Origin of the sequence: Staphylococcus sp. HMSC06C11 (assembly GCF_001808345.1) — a bacterium.
In the GTDB taxonomy this organism is placed as follows: Bacteria; Bacillota; Bacilli; order Staphylococcales; family Staphylococcaceae; genus Staphylococcus; species Staphylococcus capitis.
Genome location: NZ_KV793030.1, coordinates 119,577 through 142,932, shown reverse-complemented (window position 1 = coordinate 142,932; position 23,356 = coordinate 119,577). Strand labels below are relative to the sequence as shown.

General features: G+C 33.3%; 23 protein-coding genes and 1 riboswitch. Of the genes, 16 read left to right on the top strand and 7 right to left on the bottom strand.

All coding sequences use genetic code 11. The features are described 5' to 3' along the window. The first annotated feature begins 152 nt into the window (after window positions 1–152). The 3 genes from HMPREF3154_RS00790 to HMPREF3154_RS00780 all read left to right on the top strand — a co-directional run bounded on the left by HMPREF3154_RS00790 (window position 153) and on the right by HMPREF3154_RS00780 (window position 2,430). Window positions 153–479 (top strand): YnfA family protein, encoded by a 327-nt coding sequence (locus HMPREF3154_RS00790; RefSeq protein ID WP_023351258.1) that lies wholly within the window; start codon window positions 153–155, stop codon window positions 477–479. 29 nt (window positions 480–508) lie between these two features. Next, window positions 509–1,519, top strand: a complete 1,011-nt coding sequence (locus tag HMPREF3154_RS00785; protein ID WP_023351259.1) for an aldose epimerase family protein — start codon at window positions 509–511, stop codon at window positions 1,517–1,519. A gap of 224 nt (window positions 1,520–1,743) precedes the next feature. Beyond that, window positions 1,744–2,430 (top strand): ribose 5-phosphate isomerase A, encoded by a 687-nt coding sequence (locus HMPREF3154_RS00780; RefSeq protein ID WP_023351260.1) that lies wholly within the window; start codon window positions 1,744–1,746, stop codon window positions 2,428–2,430. Between the two features lie 168 nt (window positions 2,431–2,598). Here HMPREF3154_RS00780 and HMPREF3154_RS00775 read toward each other — a convergent pair whose 3' ends face one another. Further along, the gene (locus HMPREF3154_RS00775; RefSeq protein WP_023351261.1) at window positions 2,599–3,675 is read right to left on the bottom strand and encodes a peptidoglycan release complex CPBP-like subunit SdpC; all 1,077 of its coding nucleotides are present in this window, start codon (window positions 3,673–3,675) and stop codon (window positions 2,599–2,601) included. 246 nt (window positions 3,676–3,921) lie between these two features. On the opposite strand from HMPREF3154_RS00775, the gene hutG reads away from it, so the two are divergent. Then, entirely contained in the window at window positions 3,922–4,857 is a 936-nt protein-coding gene (hutG, locus tag HMPREF3154_RS00770) for a formimidoylglutamase (RefSeq protein ID WP_002453856.1), read from the top strand. Between the two features lie 118 nt (window positions 4,858–4,975). Here hutG and HMPREF3154_RS00765 read toward each other — a convergent pair whose 3' ends face one another. Continuing rightward, on the bottom strand, window positions 4,976–5,845 hold the full coding sequence (locus HMPREF3154_RS00765) for a LysR family transcriptional regulator (RefSeq protein WP_002432524.1): 870 nt from the start codon (window positions 5,843–5,845) through the stop codon (window positions 4,976–4,978). Window positions 5,846–6,114: 269 nt separating this feature from the next. Here HMPREF3154_RS00765 and hutU point away from each other — a divergent pair, with 269 nt between their 5' ends. The 8 genes from hutU to HMPREF3154_RS00725 all read left to right on the top strand — a co-directional run bounded on the left by hutU (window position 6,115) and on the right by HMPREF3154_RS00725 (window position 15,640). Continuing rightward, window positions 6,115–7,776, top strand: a complete 1,662-nt coding sequence (gene hutU, locus HMPREF3154_RS00760; RefSeq protein WP_023351262.1) for a urocanate hydratase — start codon at window positions 6,115–6,117, stop codon at window positions 7,774–7,776. After that, window positions 7,776–9,011, top strand: coding sequence for an imidazolonepropionase (gene hutI / locus HMPREF3154_RS00755; protein WP_023351263.1), 1,236 nt, complete (start codon window positions 7,776–7,778; stop codon window positions 9,009–9,011). The genes hutU and hutI overlap by 1 nt, the downstream gene beginning before the upstream one ends. 227 nt (window positions 9,012–9,238) lie before the next feature. Next, a complete protein-coding gene (locus tag HMPREF3154_RS00750) occupies window positions 9,239–10,417 on the top strand; it encodes a SulP family inorganic anion transporter (RefSeq protein ID WP_023351264.1) in 1,179 nt (392 codons plus the stop codon). A 3-nt stretch (window positions 10,418–10,420) separates the two neighbouring features. Then, window positions 10,421–11,557, top strand: a complete 1,137-nt coding sequence (locus HMPREF3154_RS00745; protein WP_023351265.1) for an amidohydrolase — start codon at window positions 10,421–10,423, stop codon at window positions 11,555–11,557. A 116-nt stretch (window positions 11,558–11,673) separates the two neighbouring features. Further along, the gene (locus tag HMPREF3154_RS00740; RefSeq protein ID WP_030063404.1) at window positions 11,674–12,555 is read left to right on the top strand and encodes an SDR family oxidoreductase; all 882 of its coding nucleotides are present in this window, start codon (window positions 11,674–11,676) and stop codon (window positions 12,553–12,555) included. Between the two features lie 189 nt (window positions 12,556–12,744). Beyond that, a complete protein-coding gene (locus HMPREF3154_RS00735) occupies window positions 12,745–13,335 on the top strand; it encodes a hypothetical protein (RefSeq protein ID WP_023351267.1) in 591 nt (196 codons plus the stop codon). A 71-nt stretch (window positions 13,336–13,406) separates the two neighbouring features. Further along, window positions 13,407–13,503, top strand: a riboswitch (SAM riboswitch). 195 nt (window positions 13,504–13,698) lie between these two features. Then, window positions 13,699–15,000 (top strand): Na+/H+ antiporter NhaC family protein, encoded by a 1,302-nt coding sequence (locus HMPREF3154_RS00730; RefSeq protein WP_023351268.1) that lies wholly within the window; start codon window positions 13,699–13,701, stop codon window positions 14,998–15,000. A gap of 127 nt (window positions 15,001–15,127) precedes the next feature. Further along, complete coding sequence (locus tag HMPREF3154_RS00725; RefSeq protein WP_002432851.1) at window positions 15,128–15,640, top strand: SRPBCC family protein; 513 nt, start codon at window positions 15,128–15,130, stop codon at window positions 15,638–15,640. A gap of 62 nt (window positions 15,641–15,702) precedes the next feature. On the opposite strand, the gene HMPREF3154_RS00720 is transcribed toward HMPREF3154_RS00725, so the two are convergent. Beyond that, window positions 15,703–16,464, bottom strand: coding sequence for a MurR/RpiR family transcriptional regulator (locus HMPREF3154_RS00720; protein WP_002432676.1), 762 nt, complete (start codon window positions 16,462–16,464; stop codon window positions 15,703–15,705). A gap of 212 nt (window positions 16,465–16,676) precedes the next feature. On the opposite strand from HMPREF3154_RS00720, the gene HMPREF3154_RS00715 reads away from it, so the two are divergent. Beyond that, the gene (locus HMPREF3154_RS00715) at window positions 16,677–18,275 is read left to right on the top strand and encodes an alpha-glucoside-specific PTS transporter subunit IIBC (protein WP_002432526.1); all 1,599 of its coding nucleotides are present in this window, start codon (window positions 16,677–16,679) and stop codon (window positions 18,273–18,275) included. A 103-nt stretch (window positions 18,276–18,378) separates the two neighbouring features. On the opposite strand, the gene HMPREF3154_RS00710 is transcribed toward HMPREF3154_RS00715, so the two are convergent. After that, window positions 18,379–18,909: a hypothetical protein gene (locus HMPREF3154_RS00710; protein ID WP_002432504.1), complete on the bottom strand. Its 531-nt coding sequence runs from the start codon at window positions 18,907–18,909 to the stop codon at window positions 18,379–18,381. A 279-nt stretch (window positions 18,910–19,188) separates the two neighbouring features. On the opposite strand from HMPREF3154_RS00710, the gene HMPREF3154_RS00705 reads away from it, so the two are divergent. Together HMPREF3154_RS00705 and HMPREF3154_RS00700 are read left to right on the top strand one after the other, a co-directional pair. Continuing rightward, window positions 19,189–19,827 carry an HAD family hydrolase gene (locus HMPREF3154_RS00705; RefSeq protein ID WP_023351270.1) on the top strand — a complete coding sequence of 213 codons (639 nt, stop codon included), beginning with the start codon at window positions 19,189–19,191 and terminating at the stop codon, window positions 19,825–19,827. 11 nt (window positions 19,828–19,838) lie between these two features. Next, the gene (locus HMPREF3154_RS00700; protein ID WP_002453841.1) at window positions 19,839–20,027 is read left to right on the top strand and encodes a hypothetical protein; all 189 of its coding nucleotides are present in this window, start codon (window positions 19,839–19,841) and stop codon (window positions 20,025–20,027) included. Between the two features lie 131 nt (window positions 20,028–20,158). Here HMPREF3154_RS00700 and HMPREF3154_RS00695 read toward each other — a convergent pair whose 3' ends face one another. Then, window positions 20,159–20,344, bottom strand: coding sequence for a hypothetical protein (locus tag HMPREF3154_RS00695; RefSeq protein ID WP_002432292.1), 186 nt, complete (start codon window positions 20,342–20,344; stop codon window positions 20,159–20,161). Between the two features lie 2 nt (window positions 20,345–20,346). Further along, window positions 20,347–20,700, bottom strand: coding sequence for a hypothetical protein (locus HMPREF3154_RS00690; RefSeq protein ID WP_023351271.1), 354 nt, complete (start codon window positions 20,698–20,700; stop codon window positions 20,347–20,349). 276 nt (window positions 20,701–20,976) lie between these two features. Here HMPREF3154_RS00690 and HMPREF3154_RS00685 point away from each other — a divergent pair, with 276 nt between their 5' ends. Beyond that, window positions 20,977–22,395: an amino acid permease gene (locus HMPREF3154_RS00685; RefSeq protein ID WP_002432870.1), complete on the top strand. Its 1,419-nt coding sequence runs from the start codon at window positions 20,977–20,979 to the stop codon at window positions 22,393–22,395. An 88-nt stretch (window positions 22,396–22,483) separates the two neighbouring features. Here HMPREF3154_RS00685 and HMPREF3154_RS00680 read toward each other — a convergent pair whose 3' ends face one another. Then, complete coding sequence (locus HMPREF3154_RS00680) at window positions 22,484–23,356, bottom strand: MurR/RpiR family transcriptional regulator (protein ID WP_023351272.1); 873 nt, start codon at window positions 23,354–23,356, stop codon at window positions 22,484–22,486.

Sequence of the window (23,356 nt, the reverse complement as noted above, 5' to 3'; positions counted from 1 at the left end):
GTAAGTGAAAACATCGTCGTTAAATTAATGATAGATTTATAGAATTTAACATTGATACAATGTAACTTAACATATTAAATAAATTTCTTTTGAGTTTATCTACCTCTAAACAATAAAGAATGAGACTGTTTGATAGGGTGGTGCATTGTATCGTGTTTTATCCAGTATTTATTTTTATATTAGCAGGCCTTTGTGAAATTGGCGGAGGCTATTTAATATGGTTATGGTTAAGGGAAGGCCATACATATTGGCTAGGTTTAATGGGAGGCATCATACTCATACTTTACGGCGTGGTTGCAACGTTTCAATCATTTCCTACTTTTGGTAGAGTATATGCAGCTTATGGAGGCGTATTTATTATAATGAGCCTGTTTTGGGCTTATATAGTAGATAAACAATCTCCAGATAAATATGATGTTATAGGCGCGATAATATGTATCATCGGTGTGCTTGTCATGTTATTACCTAGCAGAGCTTAATTTAACGTGGTTGAAAGGGAGATTATGTAATGATAGTTGAAGTTGAGCATCAAAGACATGATGTTGATTTAATTAAAATCGATAATGATGAAACAAAAATTGTATTCTCGAACTACGGTGCTAGAATTGTATCGTGGAAATATCATGACAATAACATTATTTTAGGGAATGTAGTAGAAGCGGATGAATTCTATTTTGAAAATCCATTTAACTTTGGTGCGACAATTGGTCGTTATGCAGGTAGGATTAAAGATGCATCATTTAAGTTAGATGGACATACATATGAATTAGAGAACAATGATAGCCCTCATCATATTCATGGTGGTTCCAAAGGTCTGGATAAACGTATCTTTGATTATGAAATTATTGATGAAATTGGACAAATTAAAATTATATTCACTACAACAATCAAAGAAATGGAAGATCATTATCCTGGAGATATGACTATTAAGGTAACGCATACATATGATGCTGACCATCGATGGACTATACAATATGAAGCTGAATCAACGAAAAGGACATTATTCAACCCTACAAACCATGTATATTTTAATTTAAATCGTGATAATAATGTGGTTGATAATCATCGAATGTCCAGTTCATCGTTAAAGATGTATACACTTGATGATGAAAATATCGTGACAGGAGATGAGCCACTCAACTTTAGCCAAATATTTGAAGATGAACACATTCTCTTTAAAGATATATTTGATAGTACGAATCAAAAGCTTCAAGAACAAATGCAACGTTATAAAGGTTTAGATCATCCATTTGAAGTGGGTGACCATCAACTTGCTATAGATAACAAAGAGTTTGAACTTCTAATCGAAACGGACATGCCCAATATGGTTATATTTACATTCAATGAACCTCAAAATTGGGACAGCGATTTTAATATTTATAAATCTCATTCTGGTTTCACAGTAGAAACGCAACATATTCCTAATGACATTAATATGTATGGAGAAAAAGCACATTCAATTTTAAACCCCCATACACCATATTTTTCTAAAACAAGTTATCAAATCAACGAAAAGTAACTCATATCGGATACATTGCTTTATAGCAGTAGTATCCGATTTTTTAGTTTTAAAATTATTTATTATCTCAAAATATAAGGGTTGCTTCGGCAACACTTTCAAAAATTTAAAAATTGATGAAGTAATAATGTACAGACTTTTTTAAAAATAATCGGGTATTCAAAAATAAACAAAGTCATGTAAAATAATATTAAGGATTAAAGAGAAAAGGAGACTTTCGGCTAATGAAAGACGTAAAAGAACTTAAACTTATGACATTAGATGATGTAACGAGCCAAATAAAAGATGGTATGACACTCGGAATCGGTACAGGAAGTACTATTGAGTTGTTAGTACCTAAAATTGCTGAGTTGATTCATCAACATCATTACGAAATTACAGGCGTGTGCACATCAAATAAAACTGCTTTTCTTGCCAAGGAGTTAGATATAAACATTGTTGAAGTCAACGACGTAAAAAAAATTGATCTTGCTATAGATGGTGCAGATGAAGTTGATCCAAATCTCAACCTTATTAAAGGTGGGGGCGGTGCACTGTTCAGAGAAAAAGTGATTGATGAAATGGCTGAAAGGTTTGTTGTCATTGCCGATGAAAATAAAATCGTTGACTATTTAGGTCAAACGTTTGTTTTACCAGTTGAAGTTGATAAATTTAATTGGTATCAAGTTTCCAAAAAGATTGAGAGTATTAAGGGCGTAAAAGTGAATAGACGTGTGAATGAAGACGTTCCATTTACAACAGATAATGGAAATTATATATTAGATTGTAATTTACCAGAAGGCATTGATCCGTATGAAATGCATGAATTTTTGATTCATTTAACAGGAGTATTAGAAACAGGATATTTTCTCGATATGACTGATCAAGTGATTGTAGGTACCCAAAATGGCGTAAAAATCATGGATAAATAAATTGAGTTAAGATGATGAGATAAATTTTTGAAATGACTTACATAGGTGTATTGTCATCAATCCTGGTATCAAAATATGGTTTTGCAAATGAAATTTAGAATTTGAATAAACAAAATTAAAAGGCAACTTCTACTGAATTAATTTAGAAGTTGCCTTTAATATACTTAATTATTCTTTTTTAGTTGAATCACTCATGTCTTGTTCTTCAACTTGATTAATTTCTTTCTTTACATCGCTAACAACAGATGAATGACGATCTTCTGTATATTTAGCGCTGTCCTTCAAATCTGTATCACTCGTGTTTGAATGCTCTGAACTCGCTTCTGAATTATTATCTTCTTTATTAGTAACGCTATCATTTTCAAATTGATGATTTTTTGAATCATCAATTTTATGACTTTCAAAATCATCTTCTTCGGTGTGGTCTAAATAATTATTGGGTTGCACTTGATCTAAACTTTGTTTCGTTGTTTTGTAAGCAATGGCACGAATAATCAAACTGATAATGATAAACAATACGCCTACAATTGTAGTGGAAAGTGCAATCACTTTCATTGAGAAAAGATCACCAGTTTCTTCACTGAAAAGAAAAACTAAGGCAAATGTCATTGCTGCATGGAATATAGTCGCAATATAGATTGTACGTCCATGTGTTGCTCTGATTAATTCACCAATAATCATCGAGAACATAAATGTATATAAGAAATGGTAACCAGCATATTCAATACCATAAGTAGTGTTTGCGGTGAAGATTGAATAAATTACACCTACAATAATACTAGCAAAGAATGTGTTCATCTTAGATTCAAGAATACTTTGTAAGTATGAACGGAAACCAAATTCAGTAACAAACGCCATTAATAAATGGCCAATTAGAATTGTAATTAAAGATACTGATAAATCTGATGTTTGTAAAAGGATAAAACTGTCAGCAAAAGTATTGAAACAGAACATACCAATCATAAAAATGATAAGCGGTAAAATGAGTGCTAATAGGATACGTTCAATAACTTTTAGACTAAATGAAAATTTTAATCCGGCTAATTGTTCTTTTTTATACTTAAATACTAAAATACATACTAATGATGCAATAAATGGAGCTAAGTCTTTGATGTCAAAAACAAATCTTTTAACTCCAATGGACGCTTGGAAATCTCTAAGTATAATGGATAAGGCCATTGTAATAACAAAGAAGACAAAGACCATCATTGCCCATTGAAACCCAGAAATTCGAGAGTTTTTCATTTTTGTAACCTCCATTAGGTAACAGCCAAATTTCTTTTATTTACAATTATACATCTTACAAGCATATGTTTAAATTGTCTATTTTAATTATCATAAAAATGTAATAGTCCTGAAGTATTTTGTTAGATAATCGTAATTAATCAATTTTAATAGAGGGTATCACTTAACTACTAGCGTTGAATTCGATAACATCAATAGTTATACTTTAAATAGTTTATATAATAAATAAATTAAGGGGGAAATATCATGTATAGACTTGCGGAACCGGATTTATGGAAAGGTCGTTTAGATAGTGAAACAGATTCAAGACAATTTAGACATTTCCAAACTGTAAAATTTGGAGATTTAACTAAAGTTGAAAAAACTAATAACCCCAAAGGTGTAGGTATACTTGGATATGCTGTAGATAAAGGGGTTGAATTAAATAAAGGTCGTGTAGGTGCTAAAGAAGGACCTAATAAAATTAAACAAGCCTTTGCTGGATTGCCAGATTTAAATCAATGTGAAGAGCTCATTGATTACGGTAATGTAGAACATGATCATGATTCACTTATAGATACGCAACAAGAGTATGCTGAGCTTGCAGCGAAATCAATTCAAAATCATAAACAAACTTTCTTACTTGGTGGTGGACATGATATTGCTTATGCACAATATTTAGCCACGCGTAAAGTTTATCCAAATGAGTCTATCGGTGTTATAAATATTGATGCACATTTTGATACTCGTGACGAAGGTGAGTCTACGTCGGGTACTAGTTTTAGACAGATTCTAGATCAAGACGATAATGCTGATTACATGGTATTAGGTATTTCTCAAGGTGGTAATACTCAAGGTTTATTCGATTATGCTAAAGAGAAGAATGTTCAATATGTGTACGCAGATGAGTTGCTACACCAAGTTTCTCCCCCCATTAAAGATATGATTGAACATTTTATACATGATCATGATGTCATCATGTTTACTGTGTGTATGGACGTTGTAGACAGTGCATTTGCGCCTGGTGTGAGTGCGCCTGCCGTTTTAGGTATCTATCCTCATACTGTATTTGAGCTAGCGAAACGTATTATTCCTAGTGAGAAAGTGGCTTCGATTAGTATAGCAGAGATGAATCCTGAGTATGATTTAGATAATCGTACTGCAAAACTAGTAGCAAACTTAGTTCATCATTTCTTAATTTAATACCTTTAAAAAATGGATTACTAATATTGAAAAAATAAATATTCATGATATACAACAGCCCAATTAGCGTCACAAAGATAATTTTAACGCTAATTGGGCTTTTTTAATATAAGTTTATTTAAGTATCCCAATACGCTATACAAAGTTGTATTAAAGACATTACTTGTTCAGAATGCTTACGCTTATTTAAATAATTAATAAAAATCTTACGTCCTAAATTCGGGCGAATTTTAATACTATCCAAATCATTAGTAAAATTTGATTGATAATAAAAACGAGGTATCACTGCATAACCTAATCCTAAATGAACAAAGTTTGTTGCTGATTCAAAGCGATCGGCTTCTAAGACTATATTAGGGTGTTGATTCATACGATTGAAATAATCATCTAAATGGTCACGTACTTGTGAATTTTTGTTTGGCATTATTAGAGGAAGATGCTCAATAGTAATCGTCTTCTGATTTGGAAATTCATCCTTAGGAGTAATTAACACATAAGGTTCCTTATACAATGGAATAGATGCTATATCTTCATGAGTGATTTCTTCATTCGTTAGTGCAAAATGAACATCAAAATTAAGCAATTTGTCTATAGATGAATGACGGTCATGTACTTCGTACATACGATATTGTTGATTAGGATAATCATTATGATGTTGTTTTATCACTTTACCCATCCATTGACTTGTGGATTCTAACATTCCCATTTTAATTCTAGGTTCAGATGTAATATTTAAGTCATACATTTTTTCAACTGTGGAACGATATTCCTGTACGATATGTGTCGCATGCTTATAAAATTGAATGCCTTTTTCAGTGATTTTAATGTCTTTAGTTGTACGCATAAATAAGTCATAACCTAAATCGGCTTCCATCTTTTTAATTGTTGCTGTTAGAGAAGGTTGGCTTATATGAAGAAAATTAGCTGCTTTAGTAAAACTATTATATTTAACTATAGCTAAAAAATATTCAAGTTGAATAATCTTCAAGAGTGACACCCCTATTTATAGTTTTAAGTTATAAATAATTAGTTTATTTATATTTGTTGTCTATATCTTAGTACATTACACTATAAATGTAAGATATTTAAAGCAGTCTAAATGTTTGGAATTTGAATTATTTGAATATTTAATTAATTTTCTAATGGCATTAAAGCTTCTTAATTAATATTCGTTTAGAAGGGGGTTCATTTTTCAAATAGGGCTGCTGAGCTCATTTAAATAAGTTTGAATGATTATTCCAGATGGGAGAGATTAATATGAGAAAAATTCAAGCAAAAAAGGGTTTAGATATTGAGTGTAAAGGTTGGGAGCAAGAAGCGGTATTAAGAATGTTATATAACAACTTAGACCCAGAAGTTGCTGAACATCCTGAAGAATTAGTTGTTTACGGAGGTATTGGTAAGGCTGCTCGTAATTGGAAAGCGTTTGAAGCAATTGAAAACACTTTACGTAATCTTGAAGCAGATGAAACGATGTTAGTGCAATCTGGTAAACCAGTTGCCGTATTTAAAACGCATGAAGAAGCGCCACGTGTCTTAATATCAAACTCAGTTTTAGTTCCAGAATGGGCGAACTGGGATCACTTTAATGAACTAGATAAAAAAGGGTTAATCATGTATGGTCAAATGACCGCTGGAAGTTGGATTTATATAGGTTCACAAGGTATCGTTCAAGGAACTTATGAAACCTTTGCTGAATTAGCTAATCAAGAATATAAAAGTGATTTAACAGGAACAATTACTTTAACTGCAGGTTTAGGTGGTATGGGTGGGGCACAGCCACTTGCTGTAACTATGAATAACGGAGTCGCAATTTGTGTGGACGTTGATGAAACACGTGTTGATAAACGTGTAGAAACAAAATATTGTGATGTTAAATCTACGGATTTAGATGAAGCTCTAAAAATGGCTCAAGAGGCAAAAGACAAAGGTGAAGCTCTATCAATTGGTTTAGTTGGTAATGCAGTGGATATTCATAAAGCAATTTTAGATAAAGGTTTCAAAATTGATATCATTACAGACCAAACGAGTGCGCATGATCCATTAAATGGTTACGTGCCACAAGGATATTCTGTTGAGGAAGCGAAGAAATTACGTCAAGAAGATCCAAAAAAATACGTAGAATTATCTGAAGCTTCAATGGCTAAGCACGTTGAGTTGATGTTGGAATTCCAAAAAATTGGTGCTGTAGCATTTGATTATGGTAATAATATTCGTCAAGTTGCATACAATAATGGTGTTGAAAATGCTTTCGACTTTCCAGGATTCGTTCCAGCATATATCCGTCCACTCTTCTGTGAAGGTAAAGGACCTTTCCGATTCGCAGCATTAAGTGGTGATCCTAAAGATATCGAACGTGCCGATGAAGAAATGAGAAGATTATTCCCAGATAATGAAAAATTATTAAGATGGTTAGATTTAGCTGAAGAAAAAATTTCGTATCAAGGTTTACCATCAAGAATTGCATGGCTAGGTTATGGCGAACGTGCAAAGATGGGTCTAGCTTTAAATAAGCTTGTACGTGATGGAGAAATTTCAGCACCCATAGTTATAGGACGTGACCATTTAGACTCTGGTTCAGTAGCAAGTCCTAACCGTGAAACTGAAGGTATGCAAGATGGCAGTGATGCAGTTGGTGATTGGGCTGTACTTAACGCATTGATTAATACTGCAGCTGGTGGTTCTTGGATTTCATTCCATCATGGTGGCGGTGTAGGTATGGGTTATTCATTACACGCTGGCATGGTAGTAGTAGCAGATGGTTCAGAACGTGCTGATAGAAGATTAGGACGAGTTTTAACTACAGATCCGGGTATGGGAGTAGCGAGACACGTTGATGCAGGATATGACATCGCTATTAAAACGGCTAAAGATAAAGGTGTCCAAATTCCAATGATTGATGAAGCAGGTGATAAATAATGAATGATTTAATAATCCAAAATATTCAAGAATTAATTTTACCTAAATCTACTGACAAACCTTTAAAAGGGAGAGAGTTGGACGAATTAGAAGTTGTAGATAATGGTACAGTTGTAATTAAAGATGGGAAAGTGGTTTACTCTGGACCTCATACAGATGACTATGAGGCTAAAGAGGTCATTGATGCTAGTGGTAAAGTGGTATCTCCTGCACTTGTAGATGCGCATACACACCTCATCTTTGGTGGCTCACGTGAACATGAAATGTCATTAAAACGCCAAGGGAAATCCTATTTAGAAATATTGGAATCTGGTGGAGGTATTCTTTCAACTGTAAAGTCTACACGAGAAATTAGTGAGGAAGATCTTTTCAAAAAAGCAGAGCATGATTTACTAACAATGATTAAACATGGTGTGTTAACAGTAGAGAGTAAAAGTGGCTATGGTTTAGATAAAGAAAATGAATTAAAACAGTTAAGAGTATCGAACCGTTTAGCTGAAAAATATAACCTAAACATGAAACACACTTTCTTAGGGCCGCATGCAGTGCCTGAAGAAGCTGAATCTAATGAAGCGTTCTTAGAAGAAATGATTGAATTATTACCAGAAGTTAAAGAATATGCAGATTTCGCTGATATTTTTTGTGAAACTGGTGTATTCTCGGTTGAAGAATCTAAGCGATATATGGAAAAGGCTAAAGAAGCTGGATTTAAAGTTAAAATTCACGCCGATGAAATTGATCCATTAGGCGGATTAGAGTTGGCTATTGATGAAGGTGCAATTTCAGCTGACCATTTAGTTGCTTCTAGTGAAGAAGGTAAAGCTAAACTTAAAAATAGTGATACTGTGGCGGTATTATTACCAGCTACAACATTTTACTTAGATAAAAATGACTACGCAGATGCACGTGGTATGTTGAATAATGGTGGTGCGATTGCAGTAGCAACTGACTACAATCCAGGTAGTAGCGTAACAAATAATTTACAACTTGCGATGGCGATTGCTGCATTGAAATTAAAATTATCACCAAATGAAGTTTGGAATGCCGTGACAGTAAACGCAGCTAAAGCAATTGATGCTGATGCAGGTACGATTAATCAAGGGGACCAAGCAAATATTGTAATTTGGGATGCGCCAAACCATGAGTATATCCCATATCATTTCGGTATTAATCACGCTCAAAAAGTGATTAAAGATGGTAAAGTTATCGTGGATAATGAATTTAAGTTAGATTAAAGTAAATCAGTTACTTGTAAATGAGCTAGGCGGTCATGTTATCAAAAAGAGTTAAAGCGTTCGTTTATAGTCTTTAGCGAGTCCTTTGAGGGCTCGCCTTTTTATATTCAAACGAGAGGTTTATAATATAGTGAAAAAGTGAAAATAATGATTATACTTATATCGATTTGAGAGGTTTAATAGTTTGAAATGAAGCCTCTAAAGCTTAGCAAAAAGGGGATGTATTAATGACCGAGTTGCATAAAATTGCTTATATAGAGGAATGGAAAGGTCATTATGGTCAAAATATTTTAGCAGGTATACTCATGGCATTAGCACTATTACCAGTCGCTATTGCTTTTTCTTTTATAGTACATATTAAGCCAACGTTAGGACTGATGAGTTGTGGTTTAATGATGTGTCTCATTTCTTTGTTCGGAAAAAGGTTAGCAATGGTTTCAGGACCAAGTAGTGGTATTTCTATCATAGGTGGGCCTTTAGTAGAACAATATGGGGTTCATTATTTGGCTCTTGCAACAATACTCATGGGAATGATTTTATTTATATATGGTTTATGCCATATTGATAAAATATTAAAACTCATACCTAATACTGTTGTGATGGGATTTATGAACGCCTTGGGACTTCTATTATTGTGGACACAAATGAAGTATATATTTGGTATCTCAATAGCAACTTATGTGGTAAGTGCACTCACTTTTATAATTATTTTTATTTCATCTAGAACAATTAAAGTAATTCCGGCACCGCTGATTACTATTATCGTATTAACATTTGCGACATGGCTTATTCATCCGAATTTGCAATACGTACATGATATGGCGGATATACACTTTTCAATGCCATCGATTCATATACCTCAAGAAATGTTTGAACTGAGTGCTTTCTTCATTGCTTTAAAATATGCTTTCACAATGTCCGTTATTTCAGTAATCCAAACCAACTTAACAAATGATATGATGAATATGATTTCACAACATCCAACTAATAAAGACAGAGAGATTGTAGGACAAGGGTTATCAAATATTATCGTTGGTTTATTCGGAGGATATGGTTCAAGCGGTTTAGTTGGACAATCGAAATTTAATTATCGTATGGGAGCAAGAACACGAGTAGCGACGCTCACTACCGGTATTTTCTTATTATTATGTGTGTTCGTCTTAGGACAACTCGTTGGTTTAATACCAATGGTGGTACTCGCTTCGGTACTCATTACTATTTCTTTGAATACCTTTGATAGACGCACTTTTCAACATATTAAAGGTGCACCAGTTAAACGTGGATTGGTTATGGGATTAACGATGATTTTAATTTTAATTACTAATAATTTAGCTATTGGAGTTATTGCAGGCACGTTATTTTACTACATTTTACGCTTATTTTTTAAAAAAGAAGGGACTGAATAGCTTATGCCAAATTATTCAGATTATGTTAATTGGAGACGTACATTTCATCAATTCCCAGAGCTTTCTGATAAAGAGTATGAAACTACAAAGCGACTTAAACGTATACTTGAAAGTTTTGATATAACCATTTTAGATGTACCTTTAGAAACGGGTTTAGTGGCTGAAATAGGTAGAGGTGAACCGGTGATTGCAGTAAGAACTGATATTGATGCATTACCGATAAACGAACAAGTTGTGCACGAGTTTACATCTACAAATGAAGGAGTAATGCATGCATGTGGTCATGATATCCATATGGCAAGTATTTTAGGCGTAGCAACTCAACTTAAAGAGCTTGAAAACGAATTAAGTGGACGAGTGAGAATATTGTTTCAAGCTTCTGAAGAATTAGGTCATGGTGCAATTAAGTTAAGTGAAACTGGAGTACTTAAGAACGTTAAAGCAGTCTTAGGTTTTCATAATTATCCTTCACTAGACATTGGTGAATTCGCGATTAAAAGTGGTGTAATCACTTCCGCTGTAGATCGTTTTGAGTTTCATATTCAAGGAAAAGGTGCTCATGCAGCAAAACCAGAACAAGGAAATGACCCGGTCATTGTAGTAGGTCAACTGATTAACAGCCTACAATCTATTGTGAGTCGTAATTTATCAGCATTTGATAGTGCGGTCGTTACGATAGGGGAAGTGTCATGTGGGAATACATGGAATGTCATCGCTGATCAAGCTTATATTCAAGGTACTGTTCGTTCATTTGATTCTAAAAAACGTCAACTTATAAAGCAACGTATGAAAGAAATTTCAGATGGGTTATCTCTAGCATTTAATGTAGACATTAAATTCGAATATACACAATTACCGGGTGCTGTCGTAAATGATGAAACACTTACCCAACAAGCGATTGAAGCAGCTAAGGAAGTAGGTTACAACATTCAAATGATGGAAGAACCACTAACGATTGGTGAAGATTTCTCAGGTTATACGAAAGATTATCCTGGTGTCTTTGCTATCATTGGCTCAAATAGTGAATATGATTTGCATCATCCTAAATATGACCCAGATGAACGTATTTTAGAGAAAGTACCAACGTATTTTGTAACGCTTGTTAAAAAGTTATTGAATGGTAAATCTATACGGCAATAGTTGCCATGTAGCTATTTAAAGTGCTATTGAATTCATTTTCAGAGATAAAATGATGATTAAAATATACTTTATGATGGGTAAATAATATTAAATCTTAAATATGGAGATGATGAATGATGTCAGCACAAGATCCTAGAAATAAATTTAAAACGTCTGATTATGATCAACAAGAGCAAGAGTTACCAGGTCTACAATCGAAAATGACACCTCAACCTGATTGTGGTGAAACATCTTACAAAGGTCATGAGAGATTAAAAGGCTATAAGATGTTAGTGACTGGAGGAGATTCAGCAATTGGACGCGCAGCTGCAATCGCTTATGCTAAAGAAGGTGCAGATGTGGCTATTAACTATTTACCGAGTGAAGAAGAAGACGCACAAGAAGTAAAACAAGTGATTGAGGATGCTGGTCAGAAAGGTATTCTAATTCCTGGAGATTTAAGGGATGAACAGTTTAACTATGATATGGTAGAAACGGCTTATAATGAATTAGGCGGTTTAGATAATGTAACGTTAGTTGCCGGCCACCAACAATATCATGATGATATTCACGGATTTAATACTGAAGCTTTCGCAGAGACGTTTGAAACGAATGTATATCCAGTATTCTGGACAGTTCAAAAAGCGTTAGAATATTTAAAACCTGGCTCATCAATTACGACGACGTCTTCCGTTCAAGGATATAATCCGAGTCCAATTTTACATGATTACGCAGCTTCTAAAGCAGCAATTATTTCATTAACGAAAAGTTTCTCTGAAGAACTTGGTGCGAAAGGTATTCGAGTGAATTGTGTTGCTCCTGGGCCATTCTGGTCACCGCTTCAAATTACTGGAGGTCAACCTCAAAGTGCAATTCCTACATTTGGACAACAAACGCCACTGGGTCGTGCCGGTCAACCAGTTGAATTATCAGGTACTTACGTTTTACTTGCTTCAGAAGATTCAAGTTATACTACTGGCCAAGTCTTTGGTGTAACAGGTGGTACGCAAATCGACTAACAATTGATTTACTTTTAATATGTAAATTATATATTGATTATTTTAAGGTGATGGGGACTCGACTGAGTTCCCATTTTTTAGTGTGAGAGTAGAAATTTTTCACCATATTAAATGGTGATTTGATAATAGTTGAAGCTTTCATGTAAGATGTATGTGATTGGTGAAATATAGAATAAAGGTGATTATAAAATGAAGAATTTTTTAATCAGATGGTTACCTAATATCTTAATTGCTTTAGCTTTACCGTCACTAATATTGTGCCATCATAATCTAACAGTAATATTAGCTATAGCTGTGATTATTTGTACATATATTTCTGCAGTTAATGTTTATTTAGTTAACGAGAATGTAAAAAAAGGTATAACTTGGTTTAATCCTGTGATTGATTATATTTTAGCAATTGTTTCTGCACTTGCTTATTTTGGAATGTTCAGTTGGGTTATTACACAACCTTTTTCAAATGTTACGATGCTACTAATCATTATTTGTTCTGGAAGTATTGCTTACGTCCTTGAAGTGAAGCTTAAAATTAGTGAAGCAAAAAATGGTAAATTTCTTCATGGCGACGAAATGAGTGAATATAAAATTGTATCGGTTAGAACTGAAAAAATTTTCAAAAGGGTATCTTTATGTTCAACAATTATAAGCATTTTACTCATATTTATAAGTCTTTATTTGAAATGGTGGATTGTTTTTGGTGTAGCTATTGTGTTATTGATTATTGTTGCTTTAGCAATCACGATTTATGAGAAATTTTTCACTACACAGATTGAAGAATAATTTTAAAATACAATAAACTTTATGTATTGACGTGTCTATAATTATCTTGTAACGTTAGACACAATTCGAATAACTTATCGAGAGAAGTGGAGGGACTGGCCCTAGGAAGCTTCGGCAACATTTTATCATGTGCCAATTCCAGTAACCGCTAAGGTTAGAAGATAAGCTGAAATGCTATGCCAACAGAGTATAAATGGTGAAATAACATATCTTTTAATCACTTGTTGGTATGAGTTGACTCTATTGATACACACTTGGGTTAGTTTTCAAATAAAGTCACTTACCGGAGCGGAATGAAGAAATGATTCATTGAGAATGAAATTTCTGTTTCGCTCCTATTTTTATGGAAAGTAGGTCAAATTTATGGAGAAAGTAAAGAAAGGTAACGCGTGGGCCCTGCTCCCATTACTCCTATTTGTATTACTCTTTTTAGGTGTAGGAATTATTTCAAGAGATTTTACAACTATGCCTTTAAATGTTGCAATTACAATAACAGTAATCGTTGCCTTACTTATGAATAGAAAAGAATCTTTTGCCAAGAAGGTAGAAGTATTTACTAAAGGTGCTGGACATTCGAACATTATCTTGATGATGTTAATTTTTATCTTGGCAGGTGCGTTTTCAACTACTGCCGAAAAAATGGGTGGTGTTACATCTACTGTTAATTTAGGTTTATCATTGATTCCTCAAAATTTAATCATTGTAGGCCTATTTGTTATTTGTATGTTCGTGTCTATTTCGATGGGGACATCAGTTGGGACTGTTGCAGCGATAGCCCCAGTAGGATTTGGATTCGCACAAGCAACACATGTGCCCGCAGCTTTAGCTATGGCTACGGTAGTCGGTGGTGCAATGTTTGGTGATAATCTGTCAATGATTTCGGACACTACCATTGCTGCAGTAAGAACTCAAAAGACTAAGATGAATGACAAGTTTAGAGTTAATTTTAAAATCGTTTTACCAGGTGCTATTTTAACGATTATAATTTTATTTTTCTTAACGAATGGTATTTCAATCGATCATGCCAAAAGTTATGATTATAACTTAATTAAAGTTATACCATATTTATTAGTATTGATACTCGCACTTGTAGGTGTAAACGTCATCATTGTACTCATTGGTGGTACAGCCTTAGCAGGTTTAATAGGATTAATTGATGGTTCCTTTGGTTGGAAAGGACTTCTCAGTGCCGTATCTAAAGGTATAATTGGAATGGAAGATATTGCAATGATAGCATTACTGATTGGTGGCCTTGTAGGTATCATTCAACATAATGGTGGCATAGATTGGTTACTACAGTTTGTACGTGCTAGAGTTAAATCTAAACGTGGTGCAGAATTAGGTATTGCCAGTTTAGTAAGTGCCGCGGATATATCTACTGCTAATAATACAATTTCTATTATTATGGCAGGACCTTTAGCCAAGAATATTGCTGATGAGTATGATGTCGATCCGCGCAAGTCAGCTAGTATATTAGATATATTCGGAGGATGTTTCCAAGGGTTACTCCCATATAGTCCTCAAGTTATTTCAGCAGCTGGTGTTGCTGGTATTTCTCCATTCTTACTTGTTCCTTATAGTATCTATCCAATTTTATTAGGAATCTGTGGTTTAGTGGCTATTATTTTGAGAGTCCCTCGTTTAAAAGATAAACCTCAAAAATAAATATAAATTAAAAGGAAGCTACTCATTTAGATTTTAGCTTCCTTTTAACTTTTTCAGAGCTTTCAGAGTTTGTGACATAGCTTAAATACGTTAAAATAGAAATAAGAGTGAAAGTAGGTGAAAGAGAGTGGCAAAATATAATGTAGAGAATGAACACGTAGAAATCGACATCGAACGTTTACTAAAATTTACTCCAGAAGTTGTTTATGAAGCATGGACAAAAGTGGAGATTCTTAAACAATGGTTCATGACAACACCACGTACAAATAAGACTTTTGAAGCGGATGTCCAAGAAGGCGGTACATATCGTATAGTAGATAGTAGAAATGGGAAGCAAAATGTTATCGAAGGTAAATACGAAGAGCTTGTAATGGATGAATACATTAAAATGACAATAGGTATGCCTGGTTTAAGCGCCGAAGAGGATGTCATAGAAGTAGAATTCTTTGAACGTGAAAATGGTGGTACTCAAATGTTGTTTTACTACCGCTCATTAGTTGAAAAGGAAAGACGTTTAACTGCGTTGGAGTACAAACAGAAGAAGAAAGAATATCATGATTCAACTGCGCATGGTTTTGAATTAATGATTGATCAAATGCAACATATATTAGAAGAACTAGAAGAACAACAGCATAATTAAAAACAATCGCAAGCATTAAATGAGTAGCCCCTAGGTGTTACAAATAATGCTTGCGATTTTATTTATAATAATTCATTTTTTTCTTTACGTTCATTATATTTTCTTAAAAGTGTTTCAAAAAAGATATGGTAACTAATAAAGCTTGAATAATCGGTACCGTCATTTAAATAAAATGTATTACTTGAAACATATATATTATAGTTTGCTTGTTGAGCGAGTGAGTTATCTTTCATCGTTGTTACTGAGATAAAATATTTCTGTCTTAATTGAAGAAGCTGTGTAACTTCGGTCAATTGATATGTCTCGCCAGATAATGAAATAATAAAGAATAAATCCTCTGGAACAGTTTTATTTAACACCATTTTTAATTCATGAACATCATGTAGGATTATAATGTTTTTATGCATTGTAAGTAAAATACGTTGTGCTTCTTCAGCCACATTCATTTGAGCGCGTCCTGTTCCGTAAAGATAAATCGTAGTGGCTTCATGCATTTTATTCGTTAATAATTGATAATCAATGCGATCTAAATAACTAAAGGTATTTGCTATTTCTTGTTTAAATTGTTCCATTGAATCAGAAGGAAGCTGATTCTTTTTTTCATTTTCAAATTTCAAAAATGATTTAAAATCACTGTAGCCATCAAATCCTAGTTTACGTGTAAAACGGTGGATAGTGGCATTTGATGCATGCGTATGTACAGCTAAATCTTGAATTTTCATATTTTTACATTCTTCTATATGTGTATTAACATAACTTGCGATTTGTATATCATTATCATTCAATTTATCGAAATGAGTGTTTACACGTTCATCTAGTATCATTTAAGCACCTCATTGTTTTGCATGAAAAAATTTCCGTTCAATGAAAATATAATCTGATTATACAAAATAGTTTCAAAATGCGTCAACGTCGTTGTTATTATGTAAGCGTTTACTATATATTGAAATTAACTTATTTAGAGATACTAACACCTACTAATAAACATATAAGTAAATGATAGTGAGAAATAGATTGGGATGTGGAGGTTTTAATTATGAATGCTATCAAACGATTCGGTAGTGCGATGATCGTGCCAGTGTTGATGTTTGCTTTCTTTGGTATCGTACTTGGGTTTGCGACACTTTTCAAAAATCCAACAATCATGGGCGGTTTAGCAGATCAGCATACATTCTGGTTCAAATTCTGGTCAGTGATAGAGTCAGGCGGATGGGTCATCTTTAATCACATGGAAATCGTCTTTGTTGTGGGTTTACCTCTATCTTTAGCTAAAAAAGCACCTGGGCATGCAGCGTTAGCCGCATTGATGGGTTATTTAATGTTTAACACATTTATTAACGCGATTCTAACGCAATGGCCTCATACCTTTGGTGCTAACTTAAAGAAAGGCGTAGAAAACGTCACTGGATTAAAAGCTATAGCAGGGATAGAAACGTTAGATACAAATATTTTAGGGGCTATTATTATTTCAGGGATTATTACATGGATACATAATCGATACTATAGTAAAAGACTGCCAGAAATGTTAGGGGTTTTCCAAGGCCTCACATTTGTAGTTACCATTTCATTCTTTGTAATGTTACCTATTGCAGCAATAACATGTGTGGTTTGGCCAACAATTCAACATGGAATTGCATCAATTCAGCATTTTATCATTGCTTCTGGATACGTTGGCGTGTGGTTATATCATTTCTTAGAACGCGTATTAATCCCTACAGGATTACATCACTTTATATACGCGCCAATTGAGGTAGGACCTGTGGTAGTAAATCACGGTTTAAAAGCAGAATGGTTACAGCATTTGAATCAATTTGCTGAAAGTAGTAAACCTTTAAAAGAACAATTCCATTATGGATTTATGTTACAAGGCAATGGTAAAGTATTTGGATGTTTAGGAATTGCGCTTGCAATGTACTCGACAACACCGAAAGAAAATCGTAAGAAAGTGGCAGCACTACTTATACCTGCAACGCTAACAGCGGTTGTTGCTGGTATTACTGAACCTCTTGAATTTACATTCTTATTTATTGCACCATATTTATTTGTGATCCATGCTATCTTGGCAGCTACAATGGATACTTTAATGTATGCTTTTGGTGTTGTAGGTAATATGGGAGGCGGTGTGCTAGATTTCTTAGCTACAAACTGGATCCCGTTAGGTAAAGATCACTGGATGACATATGTTGCTCAAGTAGTGATTGGTTTTATATTTGTGGGAATCTACTTCTTCCTATTTAGATTTTTAATTCTTAAATTTGATATACCACTTCCAGGGCGAAAAAAAGGAACAGAAGAAGTAAAACTATTTTCTAAACAAGATTATAAAGATAAGAAAGGTGGCACTGCTTCATCAGAACAACCAAAATCAACTGGGAATGAATATGATGACAAAGCAGCTTACTATTTAAAAGGCCTAGGTGGTAAAGAGAATATTAAAGACGTAACAAATTGTACAACTCGCCTACGTTTAACAGTGAATGATGAAAGTAAAGTTCAAGATAGTAGTTATTTTACACATAATCAAATGGCTCACGGTTTAGTGAAAAGTGGTAAAAGTGTGCAAGTTGTAGTCGGTATGTCTGTACCTCAAGTACGAGAAGCGTTTGAACATTTAGTTTACGAGGAAGAAAAGTAATTAAATATTACAATAAGCGTCTCAAGGAGAAAGAATTATATCTTCTTGAGATGTTTTATTGTCAAAAAAACCAGTGCTATTAACAACACTGGTCTTTAAATTATTATGAAATTCTAGCTTTATGAAGCATTTTGGCACGATAGCTTGCTGATAAAATATCTATATTACGTGTTGCGATTGTATGTAGTAATTGAGCGAATATCTCTGGAGAACATACGACACTTGCACAATTGTTATTCAATGTATAGTTTACATCGTGATGGTTAGCAAACATATTCATGATATCAATTACTTTGTCTTTAATGAAAGCATCTTGTAAACCATCGATAGCTAAATCAAAACGCTTGGCTGATTGATAGAGATGTTCTGAATCAAGAAGTTCATCGAAATGCTTAGGAGACAAAATTTGGTAAATAGAATAATTGTGGAAGCTCAAAAAGCTTATTAAATATGGTAACTGTTGCTTAGGTAAACTGACCTCAAGTGCAAACATGTTATTTTGTTTGAAAATCGAAAATTGAAATGACTCACAAAATTTTATTTCTTTACATAAATGAGTTAATTTTTTTCGCGTTGAGCGAGATTTCAAACCTGCAATATTGATAATGTAGGTTTCAAATTTATCAATCAACATGTTATGACCTCCCGTGAATTTGGCATATAACTGAAGCATACGATGTTCGTTTAAATAGATTGTACCACTCTTTTTTTATATAATCACTAAGACTTTTGAACGAAGTTAAAAACTTATTCTTTTGTAATCTTTTCTTTACAAAATATATAAAATGGTTTTAAGATTTAGTATAAAAAATACGCAAGTGCTTTAATAATGCTTATGACTATCTCGTCACGATAGTCATTTTTTTATGTTAATATGGGAAATAAATAGCTACATTTACAAGGAGAAAAATGAATGTACAGAGCAGTTATCTTTGATTTCGATGGAACAATTATCGATACAGAACGTCATTTATTTGAGACAATAAATAAACATCTTAAATTTCATAAAGCTGAACCTATTTCAGTAGATTTTTATAGAGAATCTATCGGAGGGACAGCTACAGATTTACATCAACATCTCGAGCAGGCCATAGGCGCAGATAATAAAGAAAAAATATATCAAGAACATCATCAAACTAGTGGTAATTTGCCAATTATCAGTACAATCAAAGAGTTAATGGATTATCTTAAAAAGCGTCATATACCTATGGCAATTGCAACTAGTAGTTATCGAGAAGATATATATTCAACATTTAAAAAGTTGGGTTTAGATAACTATATTGATGTCATTATTGGTAGAGAAGACGTTGATAACGTTAAACCAGATCCAGAACCTTATTTAATGGCTGTTCAAAACCTTAATTATAATCCAACAAATTGTTTAGCAATTGAGGATTCGTTGAATGGTGCTACAGCTGCTATGATGGCAGGATTAGATGTTGTCGTTAACACGAATTTGATGACAGCAGAACAAAATTTTTCAACTATTAATTACGTCGGAAAAGATATGTCGATTGAAGATATTGTGACATCTTTATTTGAGAAGAAATAGGAGGTATAAGCGTGGGTTACATTATACTTTTCTTTATAGCTGGTCCAATTATTTTAGCAATAGGGAATCTGGTTCTTGGTCCTATTTTTAATAAACGTACACCATTTCATGTTCAAGTTAGATCATTCATAATTGGATCTATTGTTTATCTTTTACTTGCAACCATAGGATATTTTCTTTTATTGCAAGGAAAGCTTTAAAAGAATTATAAATTTTTTAGCAAATGATAATTTAACACTGTAACGAAATCTTTTCTTAGTGGAATCTTAAATTAAAAAAGTCTATAAATGAATTTGGATAACTAAATTCATTTATAGACTTTTATTTTGTATTAACTATTCATTTTTAAAATTAATGTTATAGCGATGAGTACGATTAAAATTAAATCTATACCTACCATAATTGTGTATCGTGTAGGTTTCTGACCTTGATTTTTAGCTAATTTCATTGCTTGATAATTTGGTATCAAACTAATTACTAATAGTATGATAATGACTACACCTATAATTATTGTCATGATTACTTACCTCCATGATTTCCTCTTGTTATAAGCTCCCATATAACGCCTGTTATAATTCCAATAACTAAACCACTAATGATTCCTATTTGAGGTGTGAAGAACAAAGCTCCAACTAATATACAAATTATAAGTGCTATTGGAATGGTTGTGCCATAAATCATTTTTCGTTCTGGAGAACTTAGAATGGTAAAGGCAACTAAATAAAGAATGAAGAAGGCTACCGTAGCAAGAAGTGTTCGACCTACGACAGACATGATATCAGGTTGTTTCATAGTAAAATAATTAAGTAGGAAAAATATAATCATAAATATTAATGTAACTTTAATTGAACGATTAATGAGTGCCTTATTCATATCCGAACTCCTTAAACTATTTAGAAAAAGTATATCATACTACATAATTCAATTAGAAAGAAAGCATATTATGTAATAAAAATGCAAATAGCTTTAATTTTCAGAAAAATATTCAAAATAGGTGTTTTCAAAAATCAAAAAGCTTGCTATGATACATGTGTAAGCGATTACATTAAATTGTAAAAATTTTGTTTCAATTTCGTCAATTTGTAGTATAATTACGGAAATAAGATTATCATTAAAATAATAATCTAGATTTAGAGATGGGGTAAAGTTATGGAAAACAATGAATTACAAAGGGGACTAAGTGCACGTCAGATGCAAATGATTGCACTTGGGGGAACAATTGGTGTCGGTCTGTTTATGGGGGCAACAAGTACAATCAAATGGACTGGCCCATCAGTTATTTTTGCATACTTAATCGCTGGTATATTTTTATTCCTAATTATGAGAGCAATGGGGGAAATGATTTATCTTAATCCTACAACTGGATCATTCGCAACATTTGCAAGTGATTACATACACCCAGCAGCGGGTTATATGACGGCTTGGAGTAATATATTCCAATGGGTTGTAGTAGGGATGAGTGAAGTTATCGCAGTTGGTGAATATATGAACTATTGGTTCCCAAATTTACCAAACTGGATACCTGGTATCGTAGCAGTGGCATTATTAATGGGAGCAAACCTTGTTTCAGTTAAAGCCTTTGGGGAATTTGAATTTTGGTTTGCATTAATCAAAGTTATTACAATTATTTTAATGATTATCGCAGGTTTTGGCTTAATCTTATTCGGAATTGGTAATGGTGGTCATGCAATAGGGATTTCAAATCTATGGTCTCATGGTGGATTTATGCCACATGGAATCGTTGGTTTCTTCTTCGCACTGTCAATAGTTATTGGATCTTATCAAGGGGTTGAACTCATTGGTATTTCTGCTGGAGAAACTAAAGATCCTCAAAAGAATATTGTTAAAGCAGTGAATGGAGTTATTTGGAGAATATTAATCTTCTATCTTGGTGCAATTTTTGTAATCGTTTCTGTTTATCCTTGGGACAAATTAGGTGACATAGGAAGTCCTTTCGTTGCGACATTTGCTAAAGTAGGGATTACTTTCGCAGCTGGTTTAATAAACTTTGTTGTATTAACAGCTGCTATGTCAGGTTGTAACTCAGGTATATTTAGTGCTAGCCGTATGATTTATACATTATCTAAGCAAGGACAAATGCCTAAGATTTTCTCGAAAGTATTAAAAAATGGTGTTCCGTTCTACACAGTACTTGCAGTATCAATCGGTATCTTAATCGGTGCATTACTAAACGTCATTCTCCCTTTATTTATTAAAGGTGCAGCAAGTATTTTCGTTTATGTTTATAGTGCATCTATATTACCAGGAATGATTCCTTGGTTTATGATTTTATTCAGTCATTTACGCTTTAGAAAGTTACATCCTGAAGAAGTTAAAAATCATCCGTTCAAAATGCCAGGAGGCGCATTTGCTAACTATCTTACAATAGCATTCTTAATTTTAGTCTTAATCGGTATGCTATTTAATAAAGAAACAGTTGTTTCTGTAGTTATTGGTATTGTGTTCCTAGCAGTTGTGACACTTTATTATTTCGTTCGTTATAATAAAAAGGATCAACAAGCTAAAAAAGCAGCATTAACTCAGAAAAACCAAAAAGGCTTAGAATAATAGCTATATAGTTAAACAAAAAAGCGATTCGTTCATACACTCTAATATAAAGAAATTTAGAGTATGACGAATCGCTTTTTTTATTTATTTAATGTTTAAATTCAATATTTGATAAATGTTTACGGTAATTATCCAAAGCCATTTTAGATTGTGTTATAAAATCTAAGGATGATTGATAATTTAGAGCAATGTAACGATAATAAAGTACATCTATTGTAAACATTTGTGCAAACAATGAAGTCGTTGCACCCATGCGCATTTCATTTTCATCAGTTTGGCCGTAAGACAAGACGATATCTGAACGATTGGCTACTGGATTATCTTTCGTACTAGTAATAGTAACAACTGGTATATGATAGTCTGAAACAACTTTGGCTATTGAACGCATTTCACTTTGCATACCATTGTTTGTAATAAATACGACGCAGTCTTTAGCATTATGTGTCGCTAACATGGTCGTGAAGATATGTGTTTCTTGTACCAATTGTATATTTAAACCAATGCGAGATAATTTTTGATATAAATCTGTAGCCACTACAAATGAAGCACCATAACCATAGATGAAAATGGTTTCTGCACATTTAAATAAATCGCAAATTCGGTCTATCGTCTTATCGTCAATTTTTTCATTGGCGTTGTTAAGCGCACCTTTAGCACGAGAGTGCATTTTCTTTTTGAGAGAATCTGTATTTTCATTGTCTACAAGTTCAACATTGTATACAGATGCTTCTTTAGGCAGAAATTTAGATAAACCAATTTTAAGTTCGTGAAAGCCACCTTCAGTTATTTTCTTACTAAACCTTATTATAGAGGAGGGGCTGGTATCTAAAACTTCTGCTATATCTTGAGAATTCATATTAACTACCTTATGAGGTGAGTTGAGTATGAATTGAGCTATCTTTTTTTCATTTTTAGTTAGGTAGGGGTACTGGTTGTCAATTTCATTTAAAATGTTTGGCAA

Coding starts and splice junctions, on each gene's coding strand:
- HMPREF3154_RS00720 (WP_002432676.1), bottom strand. CDS start 16,464: ATGATACTAGATGAACGTGTAAACACTCATTTCGATAAATTGAATGAT.
- HMPREF3154_RS00750 (WP_023351264.1), top strand. CDS start 9,239: ATGACCGAGTTGCATAAAATTGCTTATATAGAGGAATGGAAAGGTCAT.
- HMPREF3154_RS00705 (WP_023351270.1), top strand. CDS start 19,189: ATGTACAGAGCAGTTATCTTTGATTTCGATGGAACAATTATCGATACA.
- HMPREF3154_RS00785 (WP_023351259.1), top strand. CDS start 509: ATGATAGTTGAAGTTGAGCATCAAAGACATGATGTTGATTTAATTAAA.
- hutG (WP_002453856.1), top strand. CDS start 3,922: ATGTATAGACTTGCGGAACCGGATTTATGGAAAGGTCGTTTAGATAGT.
- HMPREF3154_RS00695 (WP_002432292.1), bottom strand. CDS start 20,344: ATGACAATAATTATAGGTGTAGTCATTATCATACTATTAGTAATTAGT.
- HMPREF3154_RS00685 (WP_002432870.1), top strand. CDS start 20,977: ATGGAAAACAATGAATTACAAAGGGGACTAAGTGCACGTCAGATGCAA.
- HMPREF3154_RS00745 (WP_023351265.1), top strand. CDS start 10,421: ATGCCAAATTATTCAGATTATGTTAATTGGAGACGTACATTTCATCAA.
- HMPREF3154_RS00780 (WP_023351260.1), top strand. CDS start 1,744: ATGAAAGACGTAAAAGAACTTAAACTTATGACATTAGATGATGTAACG.
- HMPREF3154_RS00730 (WP_023351268.1), top strand. CDS start 13,699: ATGGAGAAAGTAAAGAAAGGTAACGCGTGGGCCCTGCTCCCATTACTC.
- HMPREF3154_RS00775 (WP_023351261.1), bottom strand. CDS start 3,675: ATGAAAAACTCTCGAATTTCTGGGTTTCAATGGGCAATGATGGTCTTT.
- hutI (WP_023351263.1), top strand. CDS start 7,776: ATGAATGATTTAATAATCCAAAATATTCAAGAATTAATTTTACCTAAA.
- HMPREF3154_RS00710 (WP_002432504.1), bottom strand. CDS start 18,909: ATGTTGATTGATAAATTTGAAACCTACATTATCAATATTGCAGGTTTG.
- HMPREF3154_RS00740 (WP_030063404.1), top strand. CDS start 11,674: ATGTCAGCACAAGATCCTAGAAATAAATTTAAAACGTCTGATTATGAT.
- hutU (WP_023351262.1), top strand. CDS start 6,115: ATGAGAAAAATTCAAGCAAAAAAGGGTTTAGATATTGAGTGTAAAGGT.
- HMPREF3154_RS00715 (WP_002432526.1), top strand. CDS start 16,677: ATGAATGCTATCAAACGATTCGGTAGTGCGATGATCGTGCCAGTGTTG.
- HMPREF3154_RS00690 (WP_023351271.1), bottom strand. CDS start 20,700: ATGAATAAGGCACTCATTAATCGTTCAATTAAAGTTACATTAATATTT.
- HMPREF3154_RS00735 (WP_023351267.1), top strand. CDS start 12,745: ATGAAGAATTTTTTAATCAGATGGTTACCTAATATCTTAATTGCTTTA.